This window comes from Streptomyces natalensis ATCC 27448, from assembly GCF_000935125.1.
Taxonomy (GTDB): domain Bacteria; phylum Actinomycetota; class Actinomycetes; order Streptomycetales; family Streptomycetaceae; genus Streptomyces; species Streptomyces natalensis.
Genome location: NZ_JRKI01000002.1, coordinates 21,173 through 43,797, shown reverse-complemented (window position 1 = coordinate 43,797; position 22,625 = coordinate 21,173). Strand labels below are relative to the sequence as shown.

19 protein-coding genes are annotated in these 22,625 nt (G+C 72.4%); 9 read left to right on the top strand and 10 right to left on the bottom strand.

Going from position 1 to position 22,625, the window contains the following annotated elements; genetic code table 11:
- Positions 1 to 142: 142 nt before the first annotated feature.
- Genes SNA_RS43045 through ssd form a run of 4 tightly spaced genes read right to left on the bottom strand, consistent with a single transcriptional unit; the run spans position 143 to position 4,300 of the window.
- On the bottom strand, positions 143 to 970 hold the full coding sequence (locus tag SNA_RS43045) for a type II secretion system F family protein (protein WP_044362441.1): 828 nt from the start codon (positions 968 to 970) through the stop codon (positions 143 to 145).
- Positions 967 to 1,956, bottom strand: coding sequence for a type II secretion system F family protein (locus SNA_RS00310; protein WP_420823445.1), 990 nt, complete (start codon positions 1,954 to 1,956; stop codon positions 967 to 969). Before SNA_RS00310 ends, SNA_RS43045 begins: the two co-directional genes overlap by 4 nt.
- Complete coding sequence (locus tag SNA_RS00305; RefSeq protein ID WP_044362440.1) at positions 1,953 to 3,110, bottom strand: TadA family conjugal transfer-associated ATPase; 1,158 nt, start codon at positions 3,108 to 3,110, stop codon at positions 1,953 to 1,955. The genes SNA_RS00310 and SNA_RS00305 overlap by 4 nt, the downstream gene beginning before the upstream one ends.
- Complete coding sequence (gene ssd / locus SNA_RS00300; RefSeq protein ID WP_078969575.1) at positions 3,107 to 4,300, bottom strand: septum site-determining protein Ssd; 1,194 nt, start codon at positions 4,298 to 4,300, stop codon at positions 3,107 to 3,109. Before ssd ends, SNA_RS00305 begins: the two co-directional genes overlap by 4 nt.
- A 541-nt stretch (positions 4,301 to 4,841) precedes the next feature.
- Here ssd and SNA_RS00295 point away from each other — a divergent pair.
- On the top strand, positions 4,842 to 5,699 hold the full coding sequence (locus tag SNA_RS00295; RefSeq protein ID WP_044362437.1) for an HAD family hydrolase: 858 nt from the start codon (positions 4,842 to 4,844) through the stop codon (positions 5,697 to 5,699).
- 498 nt (positions 5,700 to 6,197) lie between these two features.
- On the opposite strand, the gene SNA_RS00290 is transcribed toward SNA_RS00295, so the two are convergent.
- On the bottom strand, positions 6,198 to 7,058 hold the full coding sequence (locus SNA_RS00290; RefSeq protein WP_044362434.1) for a Fic family protein: 861 nt from the start codon (positions 7,056 to 7,058) through the stop codon (positions 6,198 to 6,200).
- A gap of 100 nt (positions 7,059 to 7,158) precedes the next feature.
- Here SNA_RS00290 and SNA_RS00285 point away from each other — a divergent pair, with 100 nt between their 5' ends.
- The 7 genes from SNA_RS00285 to SNA_RS43550 all read left to right on the top strand — a co-directional run bounded on the left by SNA_RS00285 (position 7,159) and on the right by SNA_RS43550 (position 16,460).
- On the top strand, positions 7,159 to 8,145 hold the full coding sequence (locus SNA_RS00285; RefSeq protein ID WP_030069468.1) for an ATP-binding protein: 987 nt from the start codon (positions 7,159 to 7,161) through the stop codon (positions 8,143 to 8,145).
- 276 nt (positions 8,146 to 8,421) lie between these two features.
- Positions 8,422 to 10,743, top strand: a complete 2,322-nt coding sequence (locus tag SNA_RS00280; protein WP_044362432.1) for a SulP family inorganic anion transporter — start codon at positions 8,422 to 8,424, stop codon at positions 10,741 to 10,743.
- A 147-nt stretch (positions 10,744 to 10,890) separates the two neighbouring features.
- A complete protein-coding gene (gene acs, locus SNA_RS00275) occupies positions 10,891 to 12,855 on the top strand; it encodes an acetate--CoA ligase (RefSeq protein WP_044362561.1) in 1,965 nt (654 codons plus the stop codon).
- Between the two features lie 365 nt (positions 12,856 to 13,220).
- Positions 13,221 to 14,618: a Na+/H+ antiporter NhaA gene (gene nhaA / locus SNA_RS00270; protein ID WP_044362430.1), complete on the top strand. Its 1,398-nt coding sequence runs from the start codon at positions 13,221 to 13,223 to the stop codon at positions 14,616 to 14,618.
- Positions 14,619 to 14,679: 61 nt separating this feature from the next.
- Positions 14,680 to 15,138: a phage holin family protein gene (locus SNA_RS00265; RefSeq protein ID WP_030069477.1), complete on the top strand. Its 459-nt coding sequence runs from the start codon at positions 14,680 to 14,682 to the stop codon at positions 15,136 to 15,138.
- Positions 15,135 to 16,073 (top strand): alpha/beta fold hydrolase, encoded by a 939-nt coding sequence (locus SNA_RS00260; protein WP_030069478.1) that lies wholly within the window; start codon positions 15,135 to 15,137, stop codon positions 16,071 to 16,073. Before SNA_RS00265 ends, SNA_RS00260 begins: the two co-directional genes overlap by 4 nt.
- A 189-nt stretch (positions 16,074 to 16,262) precedes the next feature.
- Entirely contained in the window at positions 16,263 to 16,460 is a 198-nt protein-coding gene (locus SNA_RS43550) for a hypothetical protein (protein ID WP_078969574.1), read from the top strand.
- A gap of 58 nt (positions 16,461 to 16,518) precedes the next feature.
- On the opposite strand, the gene SNA_RS00255 is transcribed toward SNA_RS43550, so the two are convergent.
- The 3 genes from SNA_RS00255 to nth form a co-directional block, all read right to left on the bottom strand.
- Entirely contained in the window at positions 16,519 to 17,718 is a 1,200-nt protein-coding gene (locus SNA_RS00255; RefSeq protein WP_030069480.1) for a MarP family serine protease, read from the bottom strand.
- A gap of 13 nt (positions 17,719 to 17,731) precedes the next feature.
- Positions 17,732 to 18,460 carry an NUDIX hydrolase gene (locus SNA_RS00250; protein WP_044362428.1) on the bottom strand — a complete coding sequence of 243 codons (729 nt, stop codon included), beginning with the start codon at positions 18,458 to 18,460 and terminating at the stop codon, positions 17,732 to 17,734.
- A 94-nt stretch (positions 18,461 to 18,554) separates the two neighbouring features.
- The gene (gene nth, locus SNA_RS00245) at positions 18,555 to 19,490 is read right to left on the bottom strand and encodes an endonuclease III (protein ID WP_044362427.1); all 936 of its coding nucleotides are present in this window, start codon (positions 19,488 to 19,490) and stop codon (positions 18,555 to 18,557) included.
- A gap of 419 nt (positions 19,491 to 19,909) precedes the next feature.
- Here nth and SNA_RS00240 point away from each other — a divergent pair, with 419 nt between their 5' ends.
- Complete coding sequence (locus SNA_RS00240; protein ID WP_006604164.1) at positions 19,910 to 20,584, top strand: Crp/Fnr family transcriptional regulator; 675 nt, start codon at positions 19,910 to 19,912, stop codon at positions 20,582 to 20,584.
- Positions 20,585 to 20,825: 241 nt separating this feature from the next.
- Here SNA_RS00240 and SNA_RS00235 read toward each other — a convergent pair whose 3' ends face one another.
- Both SNA_RS00235 and SNA_RS00230 read right to left on the bottom strand, forming a co-directional pair.
- A complete protein-coding gene (locus SNA_RS00235; RefSeq protein WP_030069489.1) occupies positions 20,826 to 21,662 on the bottom strand; it encodes an MBL fold metallo-hydrolase in 837 nt (278 codons plus the stop codon).
- The gene (locus SNA_RS00230; RefSeq protein WP_030069491.1) at positions 21,659 to 22,618 is read right to left on the bottom strand and encodes an NUDIX hydrolase; all 960 of its coding nucleotides are present in this window, start codon (positions 22,616 to 22,618) and stop codon (positions 21,659 to 21,661) included. The genes SNA_RS00235 and SNA_RS00230 overlap by 4 nt, the downstream gene beginning before the upstream one ends.
- Positions 22,619 to 22,625: the final 7 nt, after the last annotated feature.

Sequence of the window (22,625 nt, the reverse complement as noted above, 5' to 3'; positions counted from 1 at the left end):
CCTCGACGGCCCCCGCGAAGACTTTTCCGAAAGGGTTCCTGAAAGGTTCCTTGAGACATGCCAACCCCCCCGAATTTGATGACTCGTTGAATTGATGACCTTCCTGAAGGCGCGAGCCGTACGAACTCCGCGCCTTTCCTTCTCAGTTACGGCCCAGCAGTCCGCCCGCCAGCCCGATCAGCACCGGCGCCACCCCGAGCGTCAAAAACGCCGGCAGGAAGCACGCCGACAGCGGCAGGGTGACCAGCACCCCCGCCCGTCGGGCCCGCGCGGCCGCCGCTCTGCCGTGCTCCGCACGCAGCTCCGCAGCGATCCGCGCCACCGGCTCGACGGCCGGTACCCCCGATATCCCGGCGCGCTCCAAACAGCGGGCCAGCCCTTCGGCGCCGGGGAGGGCCGCCAACCGTGGCCATACGGCGGCCGGTTCGCCGCCCAGCCGCAGCTCCGCGGCCACCTGGCGCAGGCGCGCGGCGACCACCCCTTCCAGCGACCGGCCGACCACCTCGGCCGACTCCTGTGGCCCGGCCCCGGCGGCCAGTGTGGCCGCCAATAGGTCGGCTACCGGCGCCAGTTCGGCGCGCACCGCGGCCTCGGTCCGACGTCCGGCTTCCGCGGCCCGTTGCCGTACGCGCCACAGGTGGGCGCCGTAGCCCGCGGCCGGGCCCAGGAGGACACCGGCCGCTCCATCGACCAGAATGATCACGAAAGCGGCCACACCCAGTGGCCCCAGCCACTCCTTCAGCCCCCGCCACAGCCGCCCGCCATCCTTCGCCGCACGCCCGCCACGACCCGCACGCCCCGTACGGCGGGCCGACCGCCCACCGCCGTCCCCGAACAGCGCCCGCGCCCGCGTCCGTACGGTCCGGCCGCGGCATGCGGCCCGTAACAGCGACAGCAGCGAGACCGTACCCACCACCACAGCCCCGGCCGCAACCGTCATCCCCACCCTGTGGACAACTTCCGCGCTCATCGCGCGCCCCCTTCTTCGCTCGTTACTTCGTCTGCTTTTCCGATGGCTTTTTCGCTGCTTCCGGCGCTGATTCCTGCGCTGATTCCGGCGCTGGTTCCGGCGCCGGTTTCGCTCGTTTCTCCGCTCGCCTCCGCGACGATCCGTGCCGTCCAGGCCACACCGGCCCACTCCAGGAGCCCGCCGATCACCAGGCAGCCCCATCCGGCCGGGGTGTGCAACAGCACCCGAAGCGGATCGGCGCCCAGTGCGCCGCCCATGGCGAGCCCGGCCACCGGAAGCAGTGCGAGCATCAGCGCCGTGGCCCGCGGACCGGCCAACTCGGCTCGTAATTCCTCCCGTTGGTCGCGCCGGGCCCGGAGGCCGGCCGCGATCCGCTCCAGTCCACGGGCGAGCCCGGCGCCGCCCTGGACCGCGACCTGCCAGCAGGCGGCCACCCCGGTCAGCCCCTCGGCCCCGGGCAGCCGCGCCGCCCCGCGCAGCGCCCGCGGGACGTCGCCTCCGTAGCGCGCGGCCGCCAGCAGCGCCGACCCCTCGGCCCCGAGGTCCGGCGCCCCGGCGGCGAGCAACGCCCGGTCCGGCTGCTGTCCGGCCCGCAGTTCGCCCGCCACCGCCGCGCACAGGCCGATCACCGCCGCCGCGCGCCGGTCCCGCTCGCGCTCCGCAACCCGCGCGGCCAGCCGTCGGCGGACGGCGAACGCAGCGGCCACCGAGGCGAGCACAGGCACGACCGACTCGCCCAGCACCCCGAGCCCGATCCCCACCGGGAGGCACCAGATCTCCCGCCCGATACGCCCATTGCCCCGGCGTCCGGCGCGCCACCACCGCTGCCACCACACCGGCCTCTCCGGCGCGCCCCCGATCAACTCCCACGCCCGCCGCCGCTGCCCGGCGCCCGGCCGTCCGCCGATCAGCCACCCCGCCACGCCCGCGCAGCACACCGCCACCATCGCCGCCACGACCGCCATCGGCCCCACCGCCCCCGTCACCGCTCGCCACTCCGCTCGCACAACTCCGCCAACCGCCCCCAGCCACGCGCCTCCTGGAACCCGCCCGGGGCCCAGAGCGCGGCCGGTACGGTGACCACGAAGCCCTCGCGGTCCCGTTCGAGTACGTGGATCTCGGCAACCCGCCGGCGGCCGGACCGGTCGCGGACGAGATGGATGACGACCGAGAGCGCGGCCGCCAGCTGGCTGTGCAGGGCCGCACGGTCCAGCCCTGCCGTCGAGCCGAGGGCCTCCAGCCGCGCGGGTACGTCGCAGGCGGCATTCGCATGCACCGTGCCGCACCCGCCCTCATGGCCGGTGTTCAGGGCCGCCAGCAAATCGGTGACCTCGGCGCCGCGGACCTCCCCGACCACCAGCCGGTCCGGCCGCATCCGCAGCGCCTGCCGGACGAGATCGCGCAGCGTCACCCGCCCGGCGCCCTCCTGGTTGGCGGGGCGGGTCTCCAGCCGCACCACATGGGGGTGATCCGGCCGCAGCTCCGCCGAGTCCTCCGCCAGGACGATCCGCTCGGCCGGGCCGACCAGCCCGAGGAGGCTGGTCAGCAGCGTCGTCTTACCGCTGCCCGTCCCGCCGCTGATGACGAAGGAGAGCCTGGCCGTGAGGACGGCGGCCAGCAGCCGGTCGCCGCCCGGCGGGAGCGTCCCGGCCGCCACCAGGTCCGCGAGGGTGAAGGCCCGTGGCCGCAGGACCCGCAGGGACAGACAGGTCCCGCCGACCGCCACCGGGGGCAGCACGGCATGCAGCCGGGTGCCGTCGGGAAGGCGAGCGTCGACCCAGGGGCGGGCGTCGTCCAGACGGCGCCCGGCCACCGCCGCCAGCCGCTGGGCGAGCCGCCGCACCTCCGCCGCGTCCCGGAAGCGCACCACCGTCCGCTCCAGCCCGCCGCCCCGGTCCACCCACACCTCGTCGGGCGCGGTGACCAGCACATCCGTCACCTCCGGCGCGGCCAGCAGTGGCTCCAGCGGCCCGCTGCCCACCATCTCGGACCGCAGCGCGGCCACCACGCCCAGCACCTCCGCGTCCCCCAGCAGCCGCCCCTCCTCGCGCAGCGCCACCGCCACCCGGGCCGGCGTCGGCTCCGCCCCGGCCTCGGCCAGCCGCCTGCGCACCGCATCCAGCAGGTCCCGTCCGGTCATCGCCGCACACCTCCCCGGACCGCCCCGAGCGCCGGCCCGCCGACGGCCGGGCCGCCCTGCCGCGGAGGCGGGCCGGACGGCACCGGCACCCGCCGCCAGAACTCCGTACCGAACCGCGCCAGCGCCCCTCGCGGCTGCGCTCCGGGCGGAACGTCCCGCGCCAGGTCCCCCACCAGGCCGGTGTCCCAGGCCAGTTCACCGGCCAGGGGCAGCTTCAGCAGGTGGGCGATCTCGTCGGGGGGCAGCCCTGGGTCGGGCCCGGGGACGCCGCGCGCCACCACCCGCAGATCGCCGAGCACCGGGCGCACACCGGCCGCCACCCGCTGCGCCGCCGCGACCGCGCGCAGCTCGGCGGGGACGATCAGCAGCCCCACGTCCACCTGGGCCAGCGCCTCCGCCACCGCATCGTCGACCCGGCGGGGCAGATCCACCACCACGACGCCGCCCCGCCGACGCGCCGCCGCCAGCACCGCCCGCATCGCCTCCGGCGGGATCGCGGCCTCACCGGCGCGGTCCCAGCTGAGCACCCGCAGGGAGTGCAGCTGCGGCAGCGACTCGGCCAGGGCGTCACCGGCGACCCGGCCCCGGGATTCCGTGAACGCCGGCCAGCGCAGGCCGGGCTCCTTCTCCCCGCCCAGCAGGACATCGAGCCCGCCGCCGAGGGGGTCGCCGTCCACCAGGAGCGCGGGTGCTCCCGTACGGGCCGCCGTGACGGCGAGGGCGCAGGCCAGGGTGCTCGCACCGGCCCCGCCGCGGCCGCCGATGACGCCGACCGTGCGCGCGGGCGGCCCGACGCCCTCGACCGCGTCGGCGATCCGGTCGACCAGCCAGCGCTCGCCGTCGGGCAGGGCCAGCACCCGCTCCGCCCCGATGGCCACGGCCCGCCGCAGCAGCGCGGGATCATCTGCGTCCCGCCCGGCGAGGACCACTGCCGCCCGGCGCCCGACGCCGCGCAGCCGGTCCGCGCAGTCCTCCCCGATGACCACCAGGGGCGCCGCTTCCCAGGCCCCTTTACGGGCCGGCGGGCCGTGCCCCACCTCCGGCAGCGCACCGGCCGCCGCGCACAGCCGCAGCAGATCGTCGAGGAGGCGTTCGTCCTCGGTGAGGATCAGCGGGCCGCCCCGCTCCTCCCCGCTCCGGTCCGCCCGGTCGGATCCCGTCGATCCCGTCGATCCCATCGATCGCGTCATGTTCCGTCCCCCTATCGCTGCACAACTCGGTCGCTCCGCGAACGCGCGGACTTTTACGGTGCAGCGATCGGAGAAATCGCGTGGATCTTGACCCGAAACTGTGGACAACTCCCCGCCTGTGAATATCCCCGTCACCTATTCCAGCGACGAAGGCGCGCCTTACGGGGCGCAGAGCGGGACGAAGCCCGACAAGGAGATCGCAGCGGAGAAGACAGGAAGTGCGAACCCTGAGAGGGGATTTCGCAGAGCACTGCCACGACCACGGTGCGTTACGCGTGGAGTGCGTCGAGAGGCACCGCATCACAGCGGAACAGGAAGGGCCGGTTTCGGGTTTGGCGGCGCAAAAGGCGTCCGGACATGCGACGACCCCCGCCGGGGGGGAGAGCGGGGGTCGTCCCCACGGCCGACTCGGGGGGGGAGGAGCCGGACCGGGTTAGCACGGTCGCGAACGATCCGTGACTTCCATGGTGTACCCGAGAGCCTTCTCAGGCAAACCCACGCGCCACACCTTACGCCGAATGGTTGGCCCTATGCTCGCCCCGTGGAAAACCACTCCGTGCCTCACTCGACACCCCGTACTGCCGCGTTCTTCGACTTGGACAAGACCGTCATTGCAAAGTCGAGCACGCTGACCTTCAGCAAGTCCTTCTACCAAGGCGGCCTGATCAATCGCCGTGCCGTCCTGCGTACCGCATATGCCCAGTTCGTGTTCCTCGCCGGCGGCGCCGATCACGACCAGATGGAGCGCATGCGCGAATATCTCTCCTCGCTCTGCCGGGGCTGGGATGTGGCCCAGGTCCGGGAGATCGTCGCCGAAACGCTGCACCGTCTGATCGACCCGATCATTTACGACGAGGCGGCCTCGCTGATCGAGGAACACCACGCCGCAGGGCGGGACGTCGTCATCGTCTCCACCTCCGGGGCGGAGGTCGTCGAGCCCATCGGCGAACTCCTGGGAGCCGACCGCGTGGTGGCCACCAGGATGGTCGTCGGCGAGGACGGCCGCTTCACCGGTGAGGTGGAGTACTACGCCTACGGCCCGACCAAGGCGCAGGCCGTCCGGGAGCTCGCCGCATCCGAGGGCTACGACCTGGAGCGCTGCTTCGCCTACAGCGATTCGGCGACCGACGTCCCGATGCTGGAGGCGGTCGGCCACCCCTTCGCGGTCAATCCGGACCGGGCGCTGCGCCGCGAGGCGGTGGCCCGCGGCTGGCCGGTGCTCTCCTTCAACCGGCCGGTGCCGCTGCGGCAGCGGCTGCCGGCGCTGTCGCTGCCGCCGCGGCCGGTGCTCGCGGCCGTCGCGGCGGTGGGCGCCGCGGCCGCCACCGCGGGTCTGGTCTGGTACGCGAGCCGCCGCCGCAGCGCGCCTCGGATCCTGGCCTGCAATACCCGCATTTGAGGCCAAACGTAAATATCTGCGGCACGGGGTTCCACTTACCCCGTATCAGTAGTACAAAGGACTTAACGGCCCGCGAGACCAAGGACATCCGAGAGGACTACCTAGAAACGCAGCAAGGCCCCACGGACCGATGTATGAAAGTCGGGCACCCACGCGACGCCGACCCGTCGATTACGGGCCAGCCGCACCAGGTGACGGACAAAGTTTCCGACCTGATGGGCGAAATATCGTGCACGCATGGTCACCTGACGGACATGCCAGCGGCGGTACCAAGTAGCACGGGTACCGCCGCAGCCCCTTTTCCGGCAATTGCGTTGATCCCGGCGGAAGACTGGCCGAAGACCGATTAAGGGACACCGCCCATTAGGGACGAGCGCCCTTAGCCGCGCTTATACCGGGGCCCGGCACTTATCAGTCAGCGCTTACGCCGACGGCCGAAAATCGGCGCGCCGGGCGCGGTGTTACCGAGTCGGCCCTCAGCCAACCGCTGTCCCGCCGTTAAGCCGCGCCCCGCTGCAACGCCTCACAGACCGCGGTGCTCTCCCGCGCCCCCAGAGCCACCGCGCGGCCGCAGTGCACAATCCATGCCGCGACGCCGTCCGGGGTGCCCGAGACATAGCCCTCCAGGGCGGCCGTGTAGGCCGCGCGCCCCAGTTCCGCATGCCCGACCTCGCCCGGGCAGATGGCCTTCGGGTCCAGTCCGCTGCCGATCAGCACGACCCGCTCGGCGGCCCGCGCGACCAGCCCGTTGTACGAGCCGAAGGGCCGCAGCGCCAGCAGTTCGCCGTGCACCACCGCCGCCGTCACCAGGGCCGGCGCCTCACTCCCGGCCAGCAGCAGCCGCGACAGCCCGTCCAGGCGCCCCGCGACCTCCTCCGCACCCGGCAGCGGCAGCTCGACCAGCGGCTCGTCCACCGGCTCGGCCCCCAGCCGCGGCCGCCCCACCGTCTCGTCCGCGGCGTCGCGGCCGGCCGCCACCAGATGCAGCCGCGCCAGCACCCGCAGCGGCGACTGCCGCCAGACGCTCAGCAGCTGCCCGGCCTCCGCGGTCAGCCGCAGTGCCGCGCCGACCGTCCGCGGCTCGCCGGCCACGCCGAAGTCGCTGCGCCGCCGGACCTCTTCAAGCTCCCAGTCGGCCCCCGCCAGCGCTGCGGAACCGCGCGCTCCGCGCAGCGCCGCCTCGGAACTGACCTCGTTGCTGCGCCGCCGCATGATCCGGTGCCCGTAGACCCGGTCGACGCCGGTACGTACGGAGTCCACGGCCTCGGTGACCCCCGGGAGCGACGCCAGGGCGGCGAGCGGATCGTCGCTCAGGGCGGGAGATGATGCGGGGGCCTGGCCCCGGGAGTGTGCAGCCATGGGTACGACCCTACGCACCACCGGGCCGGACCCCTCGAAGGAGTGGTCTTCTTCACGTATAGCCCTCGTCGGCCGCGGTCCGCCGCCTACCTTGGTGAACATGAAGATCGCTTTCGTAGGCAAGGGCGGCAGCGGCAAAACGACCCTGTCCTCCCTGTTCATCCGGCATCTGGCCGCGTCCCGCATTCCCGTGATCGCGGTGGACGCCGATATCAACCAGCACCTGGGCCCGGCCCTCGGCCTGGACGAGGAGGCGGCCGCCGCGATCCCGGCGATGGGCGCCCATCTTCCGTTGATCAAGGACTACTTGCGCGGCGGCAACCTGCGGATCGCCTCCGCCGAGACCATGATCAAGACCACTCCGCCCGGCGAGGGCTCCCGCCTGCTGCGGGTGTGCGAGGACAACCCCGTCTACGACGCCTGCGCGCGCACCGTGCCGCTCGACGACGGCTGTGTACGGCTGATGGCGACCGGCCCGTTCACCGAGTCCGATCTGGGCGTGGCCTGCTACCACTCCAAGGTGGGGGCGGTCGAGCTGTGCCTCAATCACCTGGTGGACGGCCGCGAGGAGTACGTCGTCGTCGACATGACGGCCGGTTCGGACTCCTTCGCGTCCGGCATGTTCACCCGCTTCGACATGACCTTCCTGGTGGCCGAGCCCACCCGTAAGGGCATCGCCGTCTACCGCCAGTACAAGGAGTACGCCCGGGACTTCGGCGTCCCCCTCAAGGTCGTGGGCAACAAGGTGCAGAGCCCCGACGACCTGGAGTATCTGCGCTCCGAGGTGGGCGAGGACCTGCTGGTGGCCGTGGGGCACTCCGACTGGGTGCGGGCCGTGGAGAAGGGCCGCCAGGCACCGTTCGCGCAGCTGGAGGGCGTCAACCGCACCGCGCTGGAGCGGCTGCACCGCACGGCGGACGCCTCGTACGAGCGCCGCGACTGGGAGCGCTACACCCGCCAGATGGTGCACTTCCACCTGAAGAACGCCGAGAGCTGGGGCAACGCCAAGACCGGCGCCGATCTGGCCGCCCAGGTGGACCCCTCCTTCGTCCTCCTGGAGGGGGCGGCCACCCCGCAGCCCGCCTGATCCGCGCCCCCTTGCCGACGGGCACCACCGGGCGGCAGCCCCGCCCGTCGGCCCATCCAGCCCCCGCCTTCACCCCGCAGGGGGAATAACTGGCTCTTTTGCACCAAAAAGCTTCTCTTTGTCTTTACGCGACATTACGGTCCATTTACCGATGCTTGAGAGTCGCCGGACCTTCACCCTCAGCAAGGGGGCGTCCGGCCGACTCGCGTCCCGCCGCAGTACACCGCCGCCCACGATCGCGCCCCGCGCGACCGCGTCGCCCCGGAGGAGACGGGAATGCCGCAGATCGAGAAGTCGCCGCCGCCCAAACCGCGCGCCCCGCATCCCGCCGAGATCCATACGAAGACCGTGCCCGAACCGCGCGCCAAGAAGGCCCGCAGGGGCCTGTGCCGGGATCTGTCCGCCTCGGTCGTCGTCTTTCTGCTCTCCGTGCCGCTCTCGCTCGGCATCGCCCTGGCCACCGGGGCGCCGCCGCAGGCCGGCCTGATCGCCGCGGCCGTCGGCGGGATCGTCGCCGGTCTGCTCGGCGGCGCCCCGCTCCAGGTCACCGGCGCGGCCACCGGCCTCCTGGTGGTCACCGCCGATCTCGTCCAGCGCTACGGCTGGCGCGCCACCTGCGCCGTCACCGTGCTGGCCGGACTCGCCCAACTCGCCCTGGGCGCACTGCGGGTGGCCCGGGCGGCGCTGGCCATCAGCCCGGCGATCGTGCACGGCATGCTCGCCGGGATCGGGGTGACGATCGCCGTCGGCCAGCTCCATGTGGTGCTCGGCGGCAGCCCGGACAGCTCGGCGCTCGACAACGCCGCCGCGCTGCCGCGCCAGTTGGAGCACCTGCACGCCGTAGCGCTGCTGATCGGCGCCGTCACGGTCGCCGTCCTGGCCGGCTGGAAGCGGCTGCCGGGCCGCGGCGGGCGATGGGCGCGCCGGGTCCCGGCCCCGCTGGCCGCCGTTCTCGCCGCCACGGCGCTCAGCGCGGGGACGGCGGTGCCGCGGGTCGATCTGCCGTCCTGGCGGGCACCCGAGCTGCCCGTGCTGCCGCACGCCTCCTGGCCGGCCCTCGCCGCCGCGGTGCTGACCGTCACCCTGGTGGCCAGCATGGAATCGCTGCTGTCGGCGCTGGCCGTGGACCGCCTGGCGGCCGAGCGGCCCGGCGCCCCCACGGGCCGGGCGCAGCTCGATCGGGAGCTGGCCGGGCAGGGCGTCGCCAACGCCGTCTCCGGGCTGCTGGGCGGGATGCCCGTCTCCGGGGGCGCGATGCGCGGCTCGGCGAATGTGAAGGCGGGCGCGGCGACCCGGCGCGCCACCGTGCTGCACGGCGTGTGGGTTCTGTTCTGCGCGGGCCTGCTGGCCGGGGCGCTGGAGCTGATCCCGCTGGCCTCGCTCGCCGCGCTGGTGATGGTCGTCGGCGTACGGATGGTGAGCTTCGCGCACATCCGCCATGTGCACCGCCACCGCGAGTTCCCGGTGTACGCCGCCACGTTGGGCGCGGTCGTGGTCCTCGGCGTCCTGCACGGCGTCGCAACCGGTATCGCGGTTTCGGTGTTTCTTGCTTTGAGGAGGCTGACACACACCCGTATCGCCGTGACCGAGGAGGAGGACTGCCACCGGGTGCGGGTCAGCGGGCAGTTGACGTTTCTGGCGGTGCCGCGGCTGACGCGGGCGCTGGCGCTGGTCCCGGCCCACGCCAATGTCGTCGTCGAGCTGTGCGGTTCGTTCATGGACCACGCCGCCTACGAGGCGCTGCGGACCTGGTCCACCGCGCATCGGGCGCACGGCGGCTGGGTCACCCTCGGGGGGCGCTCCGGCCGTCCGATCGCCGAGCCGGCCAGCGCGCACTCCTGCCGTCCGTGGACGCCCTGGCGCAACCACCACTGCACCCGGCCCGCCCCGGGAGACCGGCCCGCCCCGGCCAGCAGCGGCAGCCAACTGCTGGGCGGGGTCAGCGCGTTCCAGCGGCATACGGCCCCGCTGGTGCGCGAGGAGCTGGCCCGGCTGGCGCGCGAGGGCCAGCGGCCCACCCAGCTGTTCTTGACCTGCGCCGACTCCCGGCTGGTCACGAGCATGATCACCTCCAGCGGTCCGGGTGATCTGTTCACCGTGCGCAATGTCGGCAATCTGATGCCGCCGCCCGGCTCGGACGCCTCCTGCGACTCGGTGGCGGCGGCGATCGAGTACGCGGTGGAGGTGCTGCGGGTCGGCTCGATCACGGTGTGCGGGCATTCGGGGTGCGGGGCGATGGGGGCGCTGCTGGCCTCCGCCGCCCCGGAGGAGGTCGAGCCGACCCCGCTCGCCCGGTGGCTGCGCCACGGCCGCCCGAGCCTGGCCCGGATGCGGCGCATCGGACGGCTGGGCCGGGGCGAAATCGCCCTCGACAACCGCCCGGTGGCCGACGACCAGGAGCGGCTGGCGCTCGTCAACGTTCTGCAACAGCTCGACCACCTGCGGGCGCACTCCTGCGTGGCCCGCAGGGTGGCCGAGGGGTCGCTCGCGCTGCACGGCATGTATTTCCACGTCGGCGACGCCCAGACCTATGTGCTCGACGAGGCCACGGGGCGCTTCTCGGCGGTGTCCGGCGCGCCGGCGGCGGCCCGGGCCTGACCTGCGCGGGGCCGTCGAACGGCCCCGCGCACCACCGGGGCTTGACAGGTCTACACCAATAATTGTCCACAGCCCTTGTCACGGCCGGGCACGGGCTGATGAGCTATGGCATGGGACATATCGCACGCCCGGGGAATGGGAGAAGTCGTGAGCAACGAAAGCCTGGCCAACCTGCTCAAGGAGGAGCGGCGGTTTGCGCCGCCCGCCGATCTGGCCGCGCATGCCAACGTCACGGCTGCCGCGTACGAGAAGGCCGCGGCGGACCGGCTGGGCTTCTGGGCCGAGCAGGCCAAACGCCTCAACTGGGCGGTGGAGCCCACCGAAACACTCGACTGGTCCAACCCGCCCTTCGCCAGGTGGTTCGCCGACGGCAAGCTCAACGTCGCCTACAACTGCGTGGACCGGCATGTCGAGAACGGCCTGGGTGACCGGGTCGCCATCCGCTTCGAGGGCGAGGGCGGCGACACCCGCGCGCTCACCTACGCCGACCTCCAGCGCGAGGTCTCCAAGGCCGCCAACGCCCTGATCGAGCTGGGCGTGCAGACCGGCGACCGGGTCGCGATCTACATGCCGATGATCCCGGAGACGGTCGTCGCCATGCTGGCCTGCGCCCGTCTGGGCGCCCCGCATTCGGTGGTCTTCGGCGGTTTCTCCGCGGACGCGCTGGCCACCCGTATCGAGGACGCCGACGCCCGCGTGGTGATCACCGCCGACGGCGGCTACCGCCGCGGCAAGCCCTCCGCCCTCAAGCCCGCCGTGGACGAGGCCCTGACCAGGCCCGGCGCCCAGAACGTCCGCAGCGTGCTGGTCGTGCGCCGTACGGGTCAGGAGGGCATCGGCTGGCACGAGGGCCGGGACGTGTGGTGGCACGAGATCGTCGAGCGGCAGAGCGAGACGCACACGCCAGAGGCGTTCGACGCCGAGCACCCGCTGTTCATCCTCTACACCTCCGGGACGACGGGTAAGCCCAAGGGCATCCTGCACACCACCGGCGGCTACCTCACCCAGGTGTCGTACACCCACCACGCCGTCTTCGACCTCAAGCCGGAGACCGACGTCTTCTGGTGCACGGCCGACGTCGGCTGGGTGACCGGTCACTCGTACATCACCTACGGCCCGCTCTCCAACGGCGCGACGCAGGTGCTCTACGAGGGCACGCCCGACACCCCGCACCAGGGCCGCTGGTGGGAGATCGTCCAGAAGTACGGCGTGACGATCCTCTACACCGCGCCGACCGCCATCCGCGCCTGCATGAAGTGGGGCGATGACATCCCGGCGAAGTTCGATCTGTCCTCGCTGCGGGTCCTGGGGTCGGTCGGCGAGCCGATCAACCCCGAGGCGTGGATGTGGTACCGCAAGCACATCGGCGCCGACACCACCCCGATCGTCGACACCTGGTGGCAGACCGAGACCGGCGCGATGATGCTCAGCCCGCTGCCGGGCATCACGGAGACCAAGCCGGGCTCGGCGCAGCTGCCGCTGCCCGGTATCGCGGCGACCGTGGTGGACGACGACGCCCGCGAGGTCCCCAACGGCTCCGGCGGCTATCTGGTCCTCACCGAGCCGTGGCCGTCGATGCTGCGCACCATCTGGGGCGACGACCAGCGCTATCTGGACACCTACTGGTCGCGTTTCGAGGGCAAGTACTTCGCCGGCGACGGCGCCAAGAAGGACGACGACGGCGACATCTGGCTGCTGGGCCGGGTCGACGACGTCATGCTCGTCTCCGGCCACAACATCTCCACCACCGAGGTCGAGTCCGCGCTGGTCTCGCACCCCAAGGTGGCCGAAGCCGCGGTGGTCGGCGCCACCGACCCGCAGACCACCCAGGCGATCTGCGCCTTTGTCATCCTGCGCGGCGGCGCGGCCGAGGACGAGGGCCTGATCGACGAGCTGCGCACCCATGTCGCCCACCAGCTCGGCCCGATCGCCAAGCCCAAGCGGATCATGGCGGTCGCGGAGCTGCCCAAGACCCGCTCCGGCAAGATCATGCGGCGGCTGCTGCGCGATGTGGCCGAAAACCGCGACCTCGGTGATGTCACCACGCTCACCGACTCCTCCGTCATGGACCTGATCCAGGCGAAGCTGCCGAGCGCGGCGAGCGAGGACTGAGCGACCGCTCACCAGGGGCGCCGGGCCGATACGGCCCGGCGCCCCTCGTCGTCTTCCGGCGCCCTTCCGCCCTACGGCCCTCGGGGCCGGCCCGGCGCCGTACGCACTCCGACGGCCGAACGTCCGGTATGCCCGTAAAGTGGAGGCCCATGGATCACCGTTCGCACTCGCCCGGTACAGTGGGAAGCGCGTTAACAACACGCAAAGAATTTCAGGGTGCGCCGGGAAGTCTGGTCGGCAACGTCAACAGCCGTCGACAGCTGCCGAACTGACCGGAGGTCACCCGTGAGCGCGCGAAGCAAGCGAACAATCAAGAGGTCCGCGCCGCGCGCATGCCGGCGGACCGAGCGTAGCGAGGTCGGCGCATGAGCGCGCCCTCGAAGATCCGTCGTCCCCCGTTCCTCGGGCGGCTCTCGCTGCCCGAGCGGAACTTCGTCGCGGACGCGCTGCGCACCGAGACCGTCGGCGGCGTGCTCCTTCTCGCCGCCGCCGTTGTGGCCCTGATCTGGGCAAACACCCTCGGCGGCAGCTATGCGGCAGTCCGCGACTTCCACTTCGGTCCGGCCGCGCTGGGCCTGGACCTGTCCGTCCAGCACTGGGCCGCCAACGGCCTGCTCGCGCTGTTCTTCTTCGTCGCCGGCATCGAGCTCAAACGCGAGCTGGTCGCCGGTGAACTGCGCGACCCCAAGGCCGCCGCCCTCCCGGTGATCGCCGCGATCTGCGGTATGGCCATGCCCGCGGCCGTCTACGCCGTCGTCAACGGCATCGGCGGCGGCTCGCTCCAGGGCTGGGCGGTCCCCACCGCCACCGACATCGCCTTCGCACTCGCCGTCCTCGCCGTCATCGGCACCTCCCTGCCCGCCTCGCTGCGCGCGTTCCTGCTCACCCTCGCCGTCGTCGACGACCTCTTCGCGATACTGATCATCGCGGTCTTCTTCACCTCGCAGATCAACTTCCTGGCGCTCGGCTGCGCCGTCGTCGGCCTGCTGATCTTCTATCTGCTGCTCCGCAAGGGCGTCCGCGGCTGGTACGTCTACGTCCCGCTGGCCCTGGTCATCTGGGCCCTGATGGAGAACAGCGGGGTGCACGCCACCATCGCGGGCGTGGCCATGGGCCTGATGCTGCGCTGCCGGCGCCGCGACAGCGAGGACCGCTCCCCGGGCGAGCACATCGAGCATCTGGTCCGCCCGCTCTCGGCCGGCCTCGCGGTACCGCTGTTCGCCCTCTTCTCGGCGGGAGTGTCCGTCTCGGGCGAGGCGGTCCACGAGGTCTTCACCCGCCCCGAGACGCTCGGCGTCGTCCTCGGCCTGGTGGTCGGCAAGGCACTGGGTGTGTTCGGCGGCACCTGGGCCACCGCCCGCTTCACCAAGGCCGAGCTCAACCCCGACCTGAAGTGGCCGGATGTGTTCGCCGTCGCCACCCTGGCCGGCATCGGCTTCACCGTCTCGCTGCTCATCGGCGAACTGGCCTTCGCCGGTGACCCCGCGCTGGCCGCCGAGATCAAGGCCGCCGTGCTGATCGGCTCGCTGCTCGCCGCCGTCTGCGCAGCCGTCCTCCTCAAACTGCGCAACGACAAGTACCGCACGCTGTGCGCGGACGAGGAGCGCGACGAGGACCAGGACGGCATCCCCGACATCTACGAGCGCGACAAGCCCGAATACCACCTGCGGATGGCCGCGATCCACGAGGCCAAGGCCGCCGAACACCGCCGTCTCGCCGAAGTGGCCGCCGGGCGCCACGCCGAGGACGATGGTCCGGCATGATCTGAGAGGCTTTGCCATCCGGGCGATTTGCCATCCGGGCGAAAAGAAGAGGGAGACGGCGATGAGCGCAGCCGACGGCAGCACGGACCGCAGCCTCGGGCAGTTGGTGGCCACGGCCACCGCCGAGATGTCCGCACTGGTCCACGACGAGATCGCGCTGGCCAAGGCGGAGCTGCGGCAGGACGCCAAGCGGGCCGGCATCGGCGGCGCCGCGTTCGTGGTGGCCGGCGCGCTGGCGCTGTTCGCGCTGCCGGTGCTCAGCTTCGCGGCGGCCTACGGCATCCACAACCTCGGCCTGGGGCTCGCCTGGTCCTTTCTGATCGTGGGCGGCGCCTTCCTCGTCGTGGCCGCGCTGCTGGTCCTGATCGCGCTGGCCAAGATCAAGAAGATCAAGAAGCCGGAGAAGTCGATCAACTCCGCCAAGGAGACCGCGGCCGTACTGCAGAAGGCCAAGCCGCACCCGCGCGTCGCGGCGGAGGACCACCCGGTCCTGGAGTCTGTGACACGCTCATCGGTATGACAGTCCCTGACAGCACCGCCTCGGTCGTACGCCTGGGCGTCCCCGGTGACCACGAGGTGACGCACCGGGACGTCGCGGCCAACGGCGCCCGTTTCCACATCGCCGAGATGGGCGACGGCCCCCTGGTGCTGCTGCTGCACGGCTTCCCGCAGTTCTGGTGGACCTGGCGCCACCAGCTGCCCGCGCTCGCCGAGGCCGGCTTCCGGGCGGTCGCCATGGATCTGCGCGGCGTCGGCGGCAGCGACCGCACCCCGCGCGGCTACGACCCGGCGAACCTCGCCCTCGACATCACCGGCGTCGTCCGGTCCCTGGGCGAGCCGGACGCCGCGCTGGTCGGGCACGATCTGGGCGGCTATCTGGCCTGGACCGCGGCGGTGATGCGGCCCAAGCTGGTGCGCCGGCTCGCGGTGTCCTCGATGCCCCATCCGCGGCGCTGGCGCTCGGCCATGGTCGCCGACGTACGGCAGAGCGCCCGCAGCTCGCACATCTGGAACTTCCAGCGCCCCTGGCTGCCCGAGCGGCGCCTGACCGCGGACGATGCGGCGCTGGTGGGCCGGATGATCCGCGACTGGTCCGGGCCCCGGCTGCCCGAGGACGACGCCGTCGAGGTCTACCGGCGGGCGATGAGCATCCCCTCGACGGCGCACTGCTCGATCGAGCCGTACCGCTGGATGGTGCGCTCGCTGGCCCGCCCCGACGGCATCCAGTTCAACCGCCGCATGAAGATGCCGGTCCGCGTCCCCACCCTGCACCTGCACGGCTCGCTCGATCCGGTCATGCGCACCCGCAGCGCCGCCGGCTCCGGCCAGTACGTGGAGGCCCCCTACCGCTGGCGGCTCTTCGACGGACTGGGGCACTTCCCCCATGAGGAGGACCCGGTCGCCTTCTCCACGGAACTGATCAACTGGCTCAAGGACCCCGAACCCGACCGCTGAGCACCGGCGCACACGCGCCCGTACGGACCGCTGAGCGGACGGCGTACGCGGCTGAGCGGAGAGTGGGCGCGCGAGCGTTCGTGGGCACGTCGAACGTTCGTATGACGAACGGCCAATTGCCCGGCGCATAGGCCAATTGGCGGCTCCCGGGGCGGTTACGGACCTTGGGGCACGGGCAGTGTCGTGGGTATGGGCTGGACGCACGACTACCGTGACGTGGCACGCAACCGCCGCAGCAGTGCCGCTGCCGTGGGCACTCGCGAGAGGGAGACCCCGGATCTCGGATCCGACGGCTCCCCCGCACCCGCCCACCCGATGGGCATCCCGCGCATCCTGCGCCGCAGAGCGCGCTGGATGAGTGCGCGCCTGCGCCATCCCCGCGGCTGAGCCCCCCAAGCCCCGGCGCGCGCCCGGCGCGGGAACGTCCGTCCCCGCGCCGCCCGCCTCAGATCGCGCAGCCCTGGCTGCTGACCTCCCGCACCGCCGTGCGCCCCTTGGTGATGTCCTCGTGGATCTCGTCGGCGGTCAGTGCGTAGCCGGTGTGGGAGTCGTCCAGCGACTTGGCGAAGACGACGCCGTAGACATCACCCTTGGGGGTGAGCAGCGGGCCGCCGGAGTTGCCCTGCCGCACGGTGGCGTAGAGGGAGTAGACGTCCCTGGCGACCGTGCCGCGGTGGTAGATGTCGGGGCCGTTGGCCTGGATGCGGCCGCGGATACGGGCCGCGCGGACGTCATAGCCGCCGTTCTCCGGGAAGCCGGCGACGATGGCGCTCTTGCCGCTGCTCGCGTCCTGGCCGGAGAACCTCAGCGTCGGTGCGTCCAGCGAGGGCACGTCCAGGACGGCGATATCGCGCCGCCAGTCGTAGAGCACGACCCTGGCGTCGTACTGCCGGCCCTCGCCGCCCACCTGGACGGTCGGGCGGGTGACGCCGCCGACGACATGCGCATTGGTCATCACGCGGTGCCTGCCGAAGACGAAACCGCTGCCTTCGAGGACCTTGCCGCAGCTGGGCGCCGTACCGACGATCTTGACGATGCTGCGCTTGGCGTCCTGCGCCACCGGGCCGCCCGTCAGCCGGGGATCGGGCGCGGGCACGGAGGTGATCGGTTCGTTGGAGAACGGCGTGAAGACCTGCGGGAAGCCGTTCTGCGCGAGCGCGGAGGAGAAGTCCGCGAACCAGCTGTTGGCCTGCTGGGGCAGCACCCGGGACACCCCGAGCAGCACCTTGGAGCTACGCACCTCCTTGCCGAGCGTCGGCAGGGACGTGCCGGCCAGGGCGGAACCGATCAGCCAGGCGACCAGCAGCATCGCCATGACGTTGACCAGCGCGCCACCGGTCGCGTCCAGCGCCCGCGCCGGTGACCAGGTGATGTACCGGCGGAGTTTGTTGCCCAGATGGGTGGTGAGCGCCTGGCCCACCGAGGCACACACGATCACGATGGCGACCGCCGCGATGGCGGCGAAGGTGCCGGGCGTCGCATCCCCGGTGATCTCGTTCCAGATCACCGGCAGCAGATAGACCGCGATCAGACCGCCTCCGAGGAAGCCGATCACGGACAGGATGCCGACGACAAAGCCTTGCCGATAGCCGACGATCGCGAACCACACGGCGGCGACCAGCAGAAGGATGTCCAGGACGTTCACGCCGGACACCGTCTCACGAGCGCCAGTCGAGCGGGACCTGCTTGTCACGGTCCCACGGAATCTCCCAGCCCGCGAAGTGCAGGATCCGGTCGATGGCACCGGCCGTAAATCCCCAGACCAGGGCATTCTCGACGAGGAAGGCCGGACCGACGTGGCCACTGGGGTGGCGGGTGGTGACCCGATGTGCGGGATCCGTGAGATCCGCCACGGGGACCGTGAAGACCCGGGCGGTCTCCGCCTCGTCCACGGCACGCACCGGGCTCGGCTCGCGCCACCAGCCCAGCACCGGTGTGACGACGAAGCCGCTGACCGGGATGTAGAGCCGCGGCAGCACGCCGAAGACCTGGACGCCCGAGGGATCGAGGCCGGTCTCCTCCTGGGCCTCGCGCAGCGCCGCCCGTACCGGGCCGGACCCGTCCGGATCGCCGTCCTCGGGGTCGAGGGCGCCACCGGGGAAGGAGGGCTGGCCGGCGTGGGAGCGCAGGGTGCCGGCGCGTTCCATCAGGAGCAGCTCGGGGCCGCGGGGGCCCTCGCCGAAGAGGATCAGCACCGCCGACTGCCGGCCACCGCTCTCGGGCGGCAGGAAGCGGCTGAGCTGCCGCGGCTCTATCGTCGCGGCGGCCCGGGACAGCGGTGCCAGCCACTCGGGCAGGCCGTCGTCCGTGACGGTGATCTCCCGGCCGTACACCGTGGCGGCGCGGGCCGCGCTCTCCTCGCCGTACTGCTCCCGTGCTCTCGTCATACGCGCCCCCTCAGGCCCTGGCATCTGTGGTCGGTCCCCCAATCGGGGTCGCCGTGTGGTGGGTGGCGTCACCCGGTGGTCGCCGCGGCTGTGGTCATGGGGCCGCCAGCGGGGGCGCCGGCTGCCCCGGATAGCCGGGCGGCGGCTTCAGACGCTGCCCCGGCTGGCCGCCCAGCTCGTACTTCAGCAGCTTCTTCGCCTTGTCCGGGTCCGTCTCGCCCTCGCCGTACGCGGGGCACAGCGGGGCGATGGCGCAGGCGCCGCAGGCGGGCTTACGGGAGTGGCACACGCGGCGGCCGTGGAAGACGACGCGGTGCGAGAGCATCGTCCAGTCGCTCTTGGGGAAGATCGCGGCGACCTCCGCCTCGACCTTCTCGGCGTCCTCGGCGGTCGTCCAGCCGAAGCGGCGCGCCAGGCGGCCGAAGTGCGTGTCGACCGTGATCCCCGGGACGCCGAAGGCGTTGCCCAGCACCACATTGGCGGTCTTGCGGCCGACACCGGGGAGCGTGACGAGGTCCTCCAGGCGGCCGGGCACCTTGCCGTCGAAGCGGTCGCGCAGCGCCGCGGACAGCCCCAGCAGCGACTTCGTCTTGGCCCGGAAGAAGCCCGTCGGCCGGATCAGCTCCTCCAGCTCCTCCGGGGGCATCGCGGCCATGTCCTCGGGCGTCGGGCAGACGGCGAACAGGCGCGGGGTGGTCTGGTTGACCCGCAGGTCGGTGGTCTGGGCGGACAGCACCGTGGCGACCAGCAGTTCGAAGGGGTTGGTGAAGTCCAGCTCCGGGTGGGCGTACGGATACAGCTCGGCCAGCTCCCGGTTGATCCTCCGCGCCCGGCGCACCATGGCGGTCCGCGACTCGGGCTTACGGGCGGGGGCGGTCTTGGCCGGGGCGGACGTCTTGGCGGCGGACGTCTTGGCGGCGGACGTCTTGGCGGGAGCCGTCTTCTTCGCCACCGCCTTCTTCGCCACGGCCTTCTTGGCGGCCGGCGCCTTGGCCGTCGCCGTCGTCTTCGCGGGCGGGGTTTCCTTCACGGCGGCCTTCTTCCCTGCCGAGGTCTTGCCTACCGGGGTCGTCTCCCTGGCTGTGGGCCGCGACGCGCCGGAGCCTTGGGTCCCAGCCTTCCGGCTGGACGTCACCCTGGAGAGGGATTTGCTACTTTTATCCGTATTCGACGCATTGATGGACGGGTGTTCGCCCACAGCGGAATCGCCCACGGCGCTCACTCACTCAGCCCCCCAGTCCCGTGCTCTCACCGGCGTATTGGACACTCGGCCAGACTAAGGCCACCCACTGACATCCGCCCCGGCCACTGTGATTCGTGACCCCAATCGGCCCCCTGCCTTATGGCGCGCGGCACCGGTCCGGCAAACTTGTGATTGATCGCACTGTTTTGCATTCCGGCATGATGGGGACCACAGTCCCCCGGAGCATGTCGACAAGGAGAGATCTCGTGGACGACGTTCTGCGGCGCGCACCGCTCTTCGCGGCGCTCGATGACGAGCAGGCGGCCGAGCTGCGCGCCTCAATGGGAGAGGTCACGCTCGCCCGCGGCGACGCCCTGTTCCACGAAGGGGACCCCGGCGACCGCCTCTACGTGGTCACCGAGGGCAAGGTGAAGCTGCACCGCACTTCCCCGGACGGCCGCGAGAACATGCTCGCCGTCCTGGGCCCCGGCGAGCTGATCGGCGAGCTCTCGCTGTTCGACCCGGGCCCGCGTACGGCCACGGCCTCCGCGCTCACCGAGGTCAAGCTGCTCGGCCTGGGCCACGGGGACCTTCAGCCCTGGCTCAACGCGCGCCCCGAGGTCGCCACGGCCCTGCTGCGCGCGGTCGCCCGCCGCTTGCGCAAGACCAACGACCAGATGTCCGATCTGGTCTTCTCCGACGTGCCGGGCCGCGTGGCCCGCGCCCTGCTGGACCTGTCCCGCCGCTTCGGCGTGCAGTCCGAAGAGGGCATCCACGTCGTGCACGACCTCACCCAGGAGGAGCTCGCCCAGCTGGTCGGCGCCTCCCGGGAGACGGTCAACAAGGCCCTCGCCGACTTCGCCGGCCGCGGCTGGCTCCGCCTGGAGGCCCGCGCCGTGATCCTCCTGGACGTCGAGCGGCTGGCCAAGCGTTCGCGCTGACGCACCGCCTTCAGACGGCCTGGAAGGGCCCCGCTCCGGCGGGGCCCTTCGCCGTTTTTCCCTCGCGGGCCGCCCGCCGCCCCATCCCGAGCAGCTGGACGAGCTGCTCGACGGCCTCGCCTCCTGACCGGCCGGCGAGGCGAATACCTCGCCGTCCACGGGGCCAAGACCCCTCGCCCACAGGACCGGTGACGGGGCCTCCCACCCATCTGACGGCGTCTGACCGCCCGCCGGGCCCCGTTCAGTCCTCGATCAGCCCGTGCTCGCCCAGATAGTCCAGCTGCGCCCGTACGGACAGCTCCGCGGCCGGCCACAGCGACCGGTCGACATCGGCGTAGACGCTCGCGACGACCTCGGCGGGACTGCGATGGCCGGCCTCGACCGCGGTCTCCACCTGGGCGAGCCGGTGCGCCCGGTGCGCCAGATAGAACTCCATCGCCCCCTGGGCGTCATTGAGCACCGGCCCGTGGCCCGGCAGGACGGTCGTCACGCCGTCGTCCACCGTGAGCGAGCGCAGCCGGCGCAGCGAGTCCAGATAGTCGCCCAGCCGTCCGTCGGGATGCGCGACCATGGTGGTGCCGCGCCCCAGGACGGTGTCGCCGGTCAGGACCGCGGCATCGGCCGGGAGATGGAAGGAGAGCGAGTCCGAGGTGTGCCCCGGTGTGGGCACCACGCGCAGCTCCAGGCCCCCGGTGGTGATGACATCGCCGGCTCCCAGCCCCTCGCCGCCGAGCCGCAGCGCCGGGTCCAGCGCCCTTACGGCCGACCCGGTCAGCTCAGCGAACCGGCCGGCGCCTTCGGCGTGGTCGTGGTGACCGTGGGTCAGCAGGGTGAGCGCGATGCGTTTGCCGGCCCGTTCGGCGGTCTCGATCACGGCCTGGAGGTGGGTCTCGTCGAGCGGCCCGGGATCGATGACGACCGCGCGATCGGAGTCCGGTTCGGCGACGATCCAGGTGTTGGTGCCGTCCAGGGTCATCGGCGACGGGTTCGGCGCCAGCACACAGTGGGCGCGCGCCGTGGCCTGCCCCGAGAGCGCTCCGCCACGGGGCCGGCCCGGGAGGGCGGCTGCTTCGGTCATGCGGGGGTCCCTCCCGGGGAACTCGTGGTGCCGGAGGGGCCGTCGGTGCCGCCGTCCCCCGGGTCGTCGTCGGTGGCGATGTGCTTGGTGAACTCGTCGTGCCCCGGCCAGCTCAGCTCGATCCGGCCGTCCACCAGGTGCGCGCGGGCCAGCACCGGTGTCAGGTCCTGGGCCTGGGCCCCGGCCAGCGCGTCCGCGACGGTCCCGTACGGCTGGAGCGAGCGCAGCGTGGCGATGGTCGGCGGCATCATGAGCAGCTCGCCGCGGTCGTAGCCGGCCGCGGCCTCCTCCGGGCGGGTCCACAGCGCGAGGTCCGCCTCGGTGGAGGCGGCGGAGCTTGTCTGCGGCCCTTGAGGGAGCGTGCGCTGGCCTTCGGGGAGCGCGGCGACGAAGAACCAGGTGTCGTAGCGCCGCGGCTCGAACTCCGGGGTGATCCAGTGCGCCCAGGCGCCGAGCAGATCGGAGCGCAGGACCAGGCCGCGGCGCTCCAGGAAGTCGGCGAAGGACAGCTCATGGGCCACCAGGGCGGCGCGGTCGGCCTCCCAGTCCTCGCCGGTGGTGTCCGCGACGACCGTGTCGGCCGACGGGCCGGCGAGCAGCACCCCGGTCTCCTCGAAGGTCTCGCGTACGGCGGCGCAGACGATGGCCTGCGCGCCGGCCGGCTCGACGCCCATCCGCACCGCCCATTGGGCGCGCGACGGCCCGGCCCAGGCCACCGGGCGCTCATCGCGCGGATCGACGGAGCCGCCCGGATACGCGTACGCGCCTCCGGCGAAGGCCATGGAGGCGCGTCTGCGCAGCATATGGACGGCGAGTCCGCCGTTGTGGGAGTCCCGCAGCAGCAGGACGGTCGCGGCCCGCCGGGGTGTGGCGGGGGTCAGCCGGCCGCTCGCGAGCGCCCGGATACGGTCCGGCCACTCCGGCGGGTACCACTGGCCGTTGGTCGTCGACGACATGGCCGGA

Bases quoted from the DNA above. Each gene is read 5' to 3' on its own strand.
- SNA_RS43045 (WP_044362441.1), bottom strand. From the start codon at position 970: ATGAGCGCGGAAGTTGTCCACAGGGTGGGGATGACGGTTGCGGCCGGG.
- SNA_RS00305 (WP_044362440.1), bottom strand. From the start codon at position 3,110: ATGACCGGACGGGACCTGCTGGATGCGGTGCGCAGGCGGCTGGCCGAG.
- ssd (WP_078969575.1), bottom strand. From the start codon at position 4,300: ATGACGCGATCGATGGGATCGACGGGATCGACGGGATCCGACCGGGCG.
- SNA_RS00290 (WP_044362434.1), bottom strand. From the start codon at position 7,058: ATGGCTGCACACTCCCGGGGCCAGGCCCCCGCATCATCTCCCGCCCTG.
- SNA_RS00285 (WP_030069468.1), top strand. From the start codon at position 7,159: ATGAAGATCGCTTTCGTAGGCAAGGGCGGCAGCGGCAAAACGACCCTG.
- SNA_RS00280 (WP_044362432.1), top strand. From the start codon at position 8,422: ATGCCGCAGATCGAGAAGTCGCCGCCGCCCAAACCGCGCGCCCCGCAT.
- nhaA (WP_044362430.1), top strand. From the start codon at position 13,221: ATGAGCGCGCCCTCGAAGATCCGTCGTCCCCCGTTCCTCGGGCGGCTC.
- SNA_RS00265 (WP_030069477.1), top strand. From the start codon at position 14,680: ATGAGCGCAGCCGACGGCAGCACGGACCGCAGCCTCGGGCAGTTGGTG.
- SNA_RS00260 (WP_030069478.1), top strand. From the start codon at position 15,135: ATGACAGTCCCTGACAGCACCGCCTCGGTCGTACGCCTGGGCGTCCCC.
- SNA_RS43550 (WP_078969574.1), top strand. From the start codon at position 16,263: ATGGGCTGGACGCACGACTACCGTGACGTGGCACGCAACCGCCGCAGC.
- SNA_RS00250 (WP_044362428.1), bottom strand. From the start codon at position 18,460: ATGACGAGAGCACGGGAGCAGTACGGCGAGGAGAGCGCGGCCCGCGCC.
- SNA_RS00235 (WP_030069489.1), bottom strand. From the start codon at position 21,662: ATGACCGAAGCAGCCGCCCTCCCGGGCCGGCCCCGTGGCGGAGCGCTC.
- SNA_RS00230 (WP_030069491.1), bottom strand. From the start codon at position 22,618: ATGTCGTCGACGACCAACGGCCAGTGGTACCCGCCGGAGTGGCCGGAC.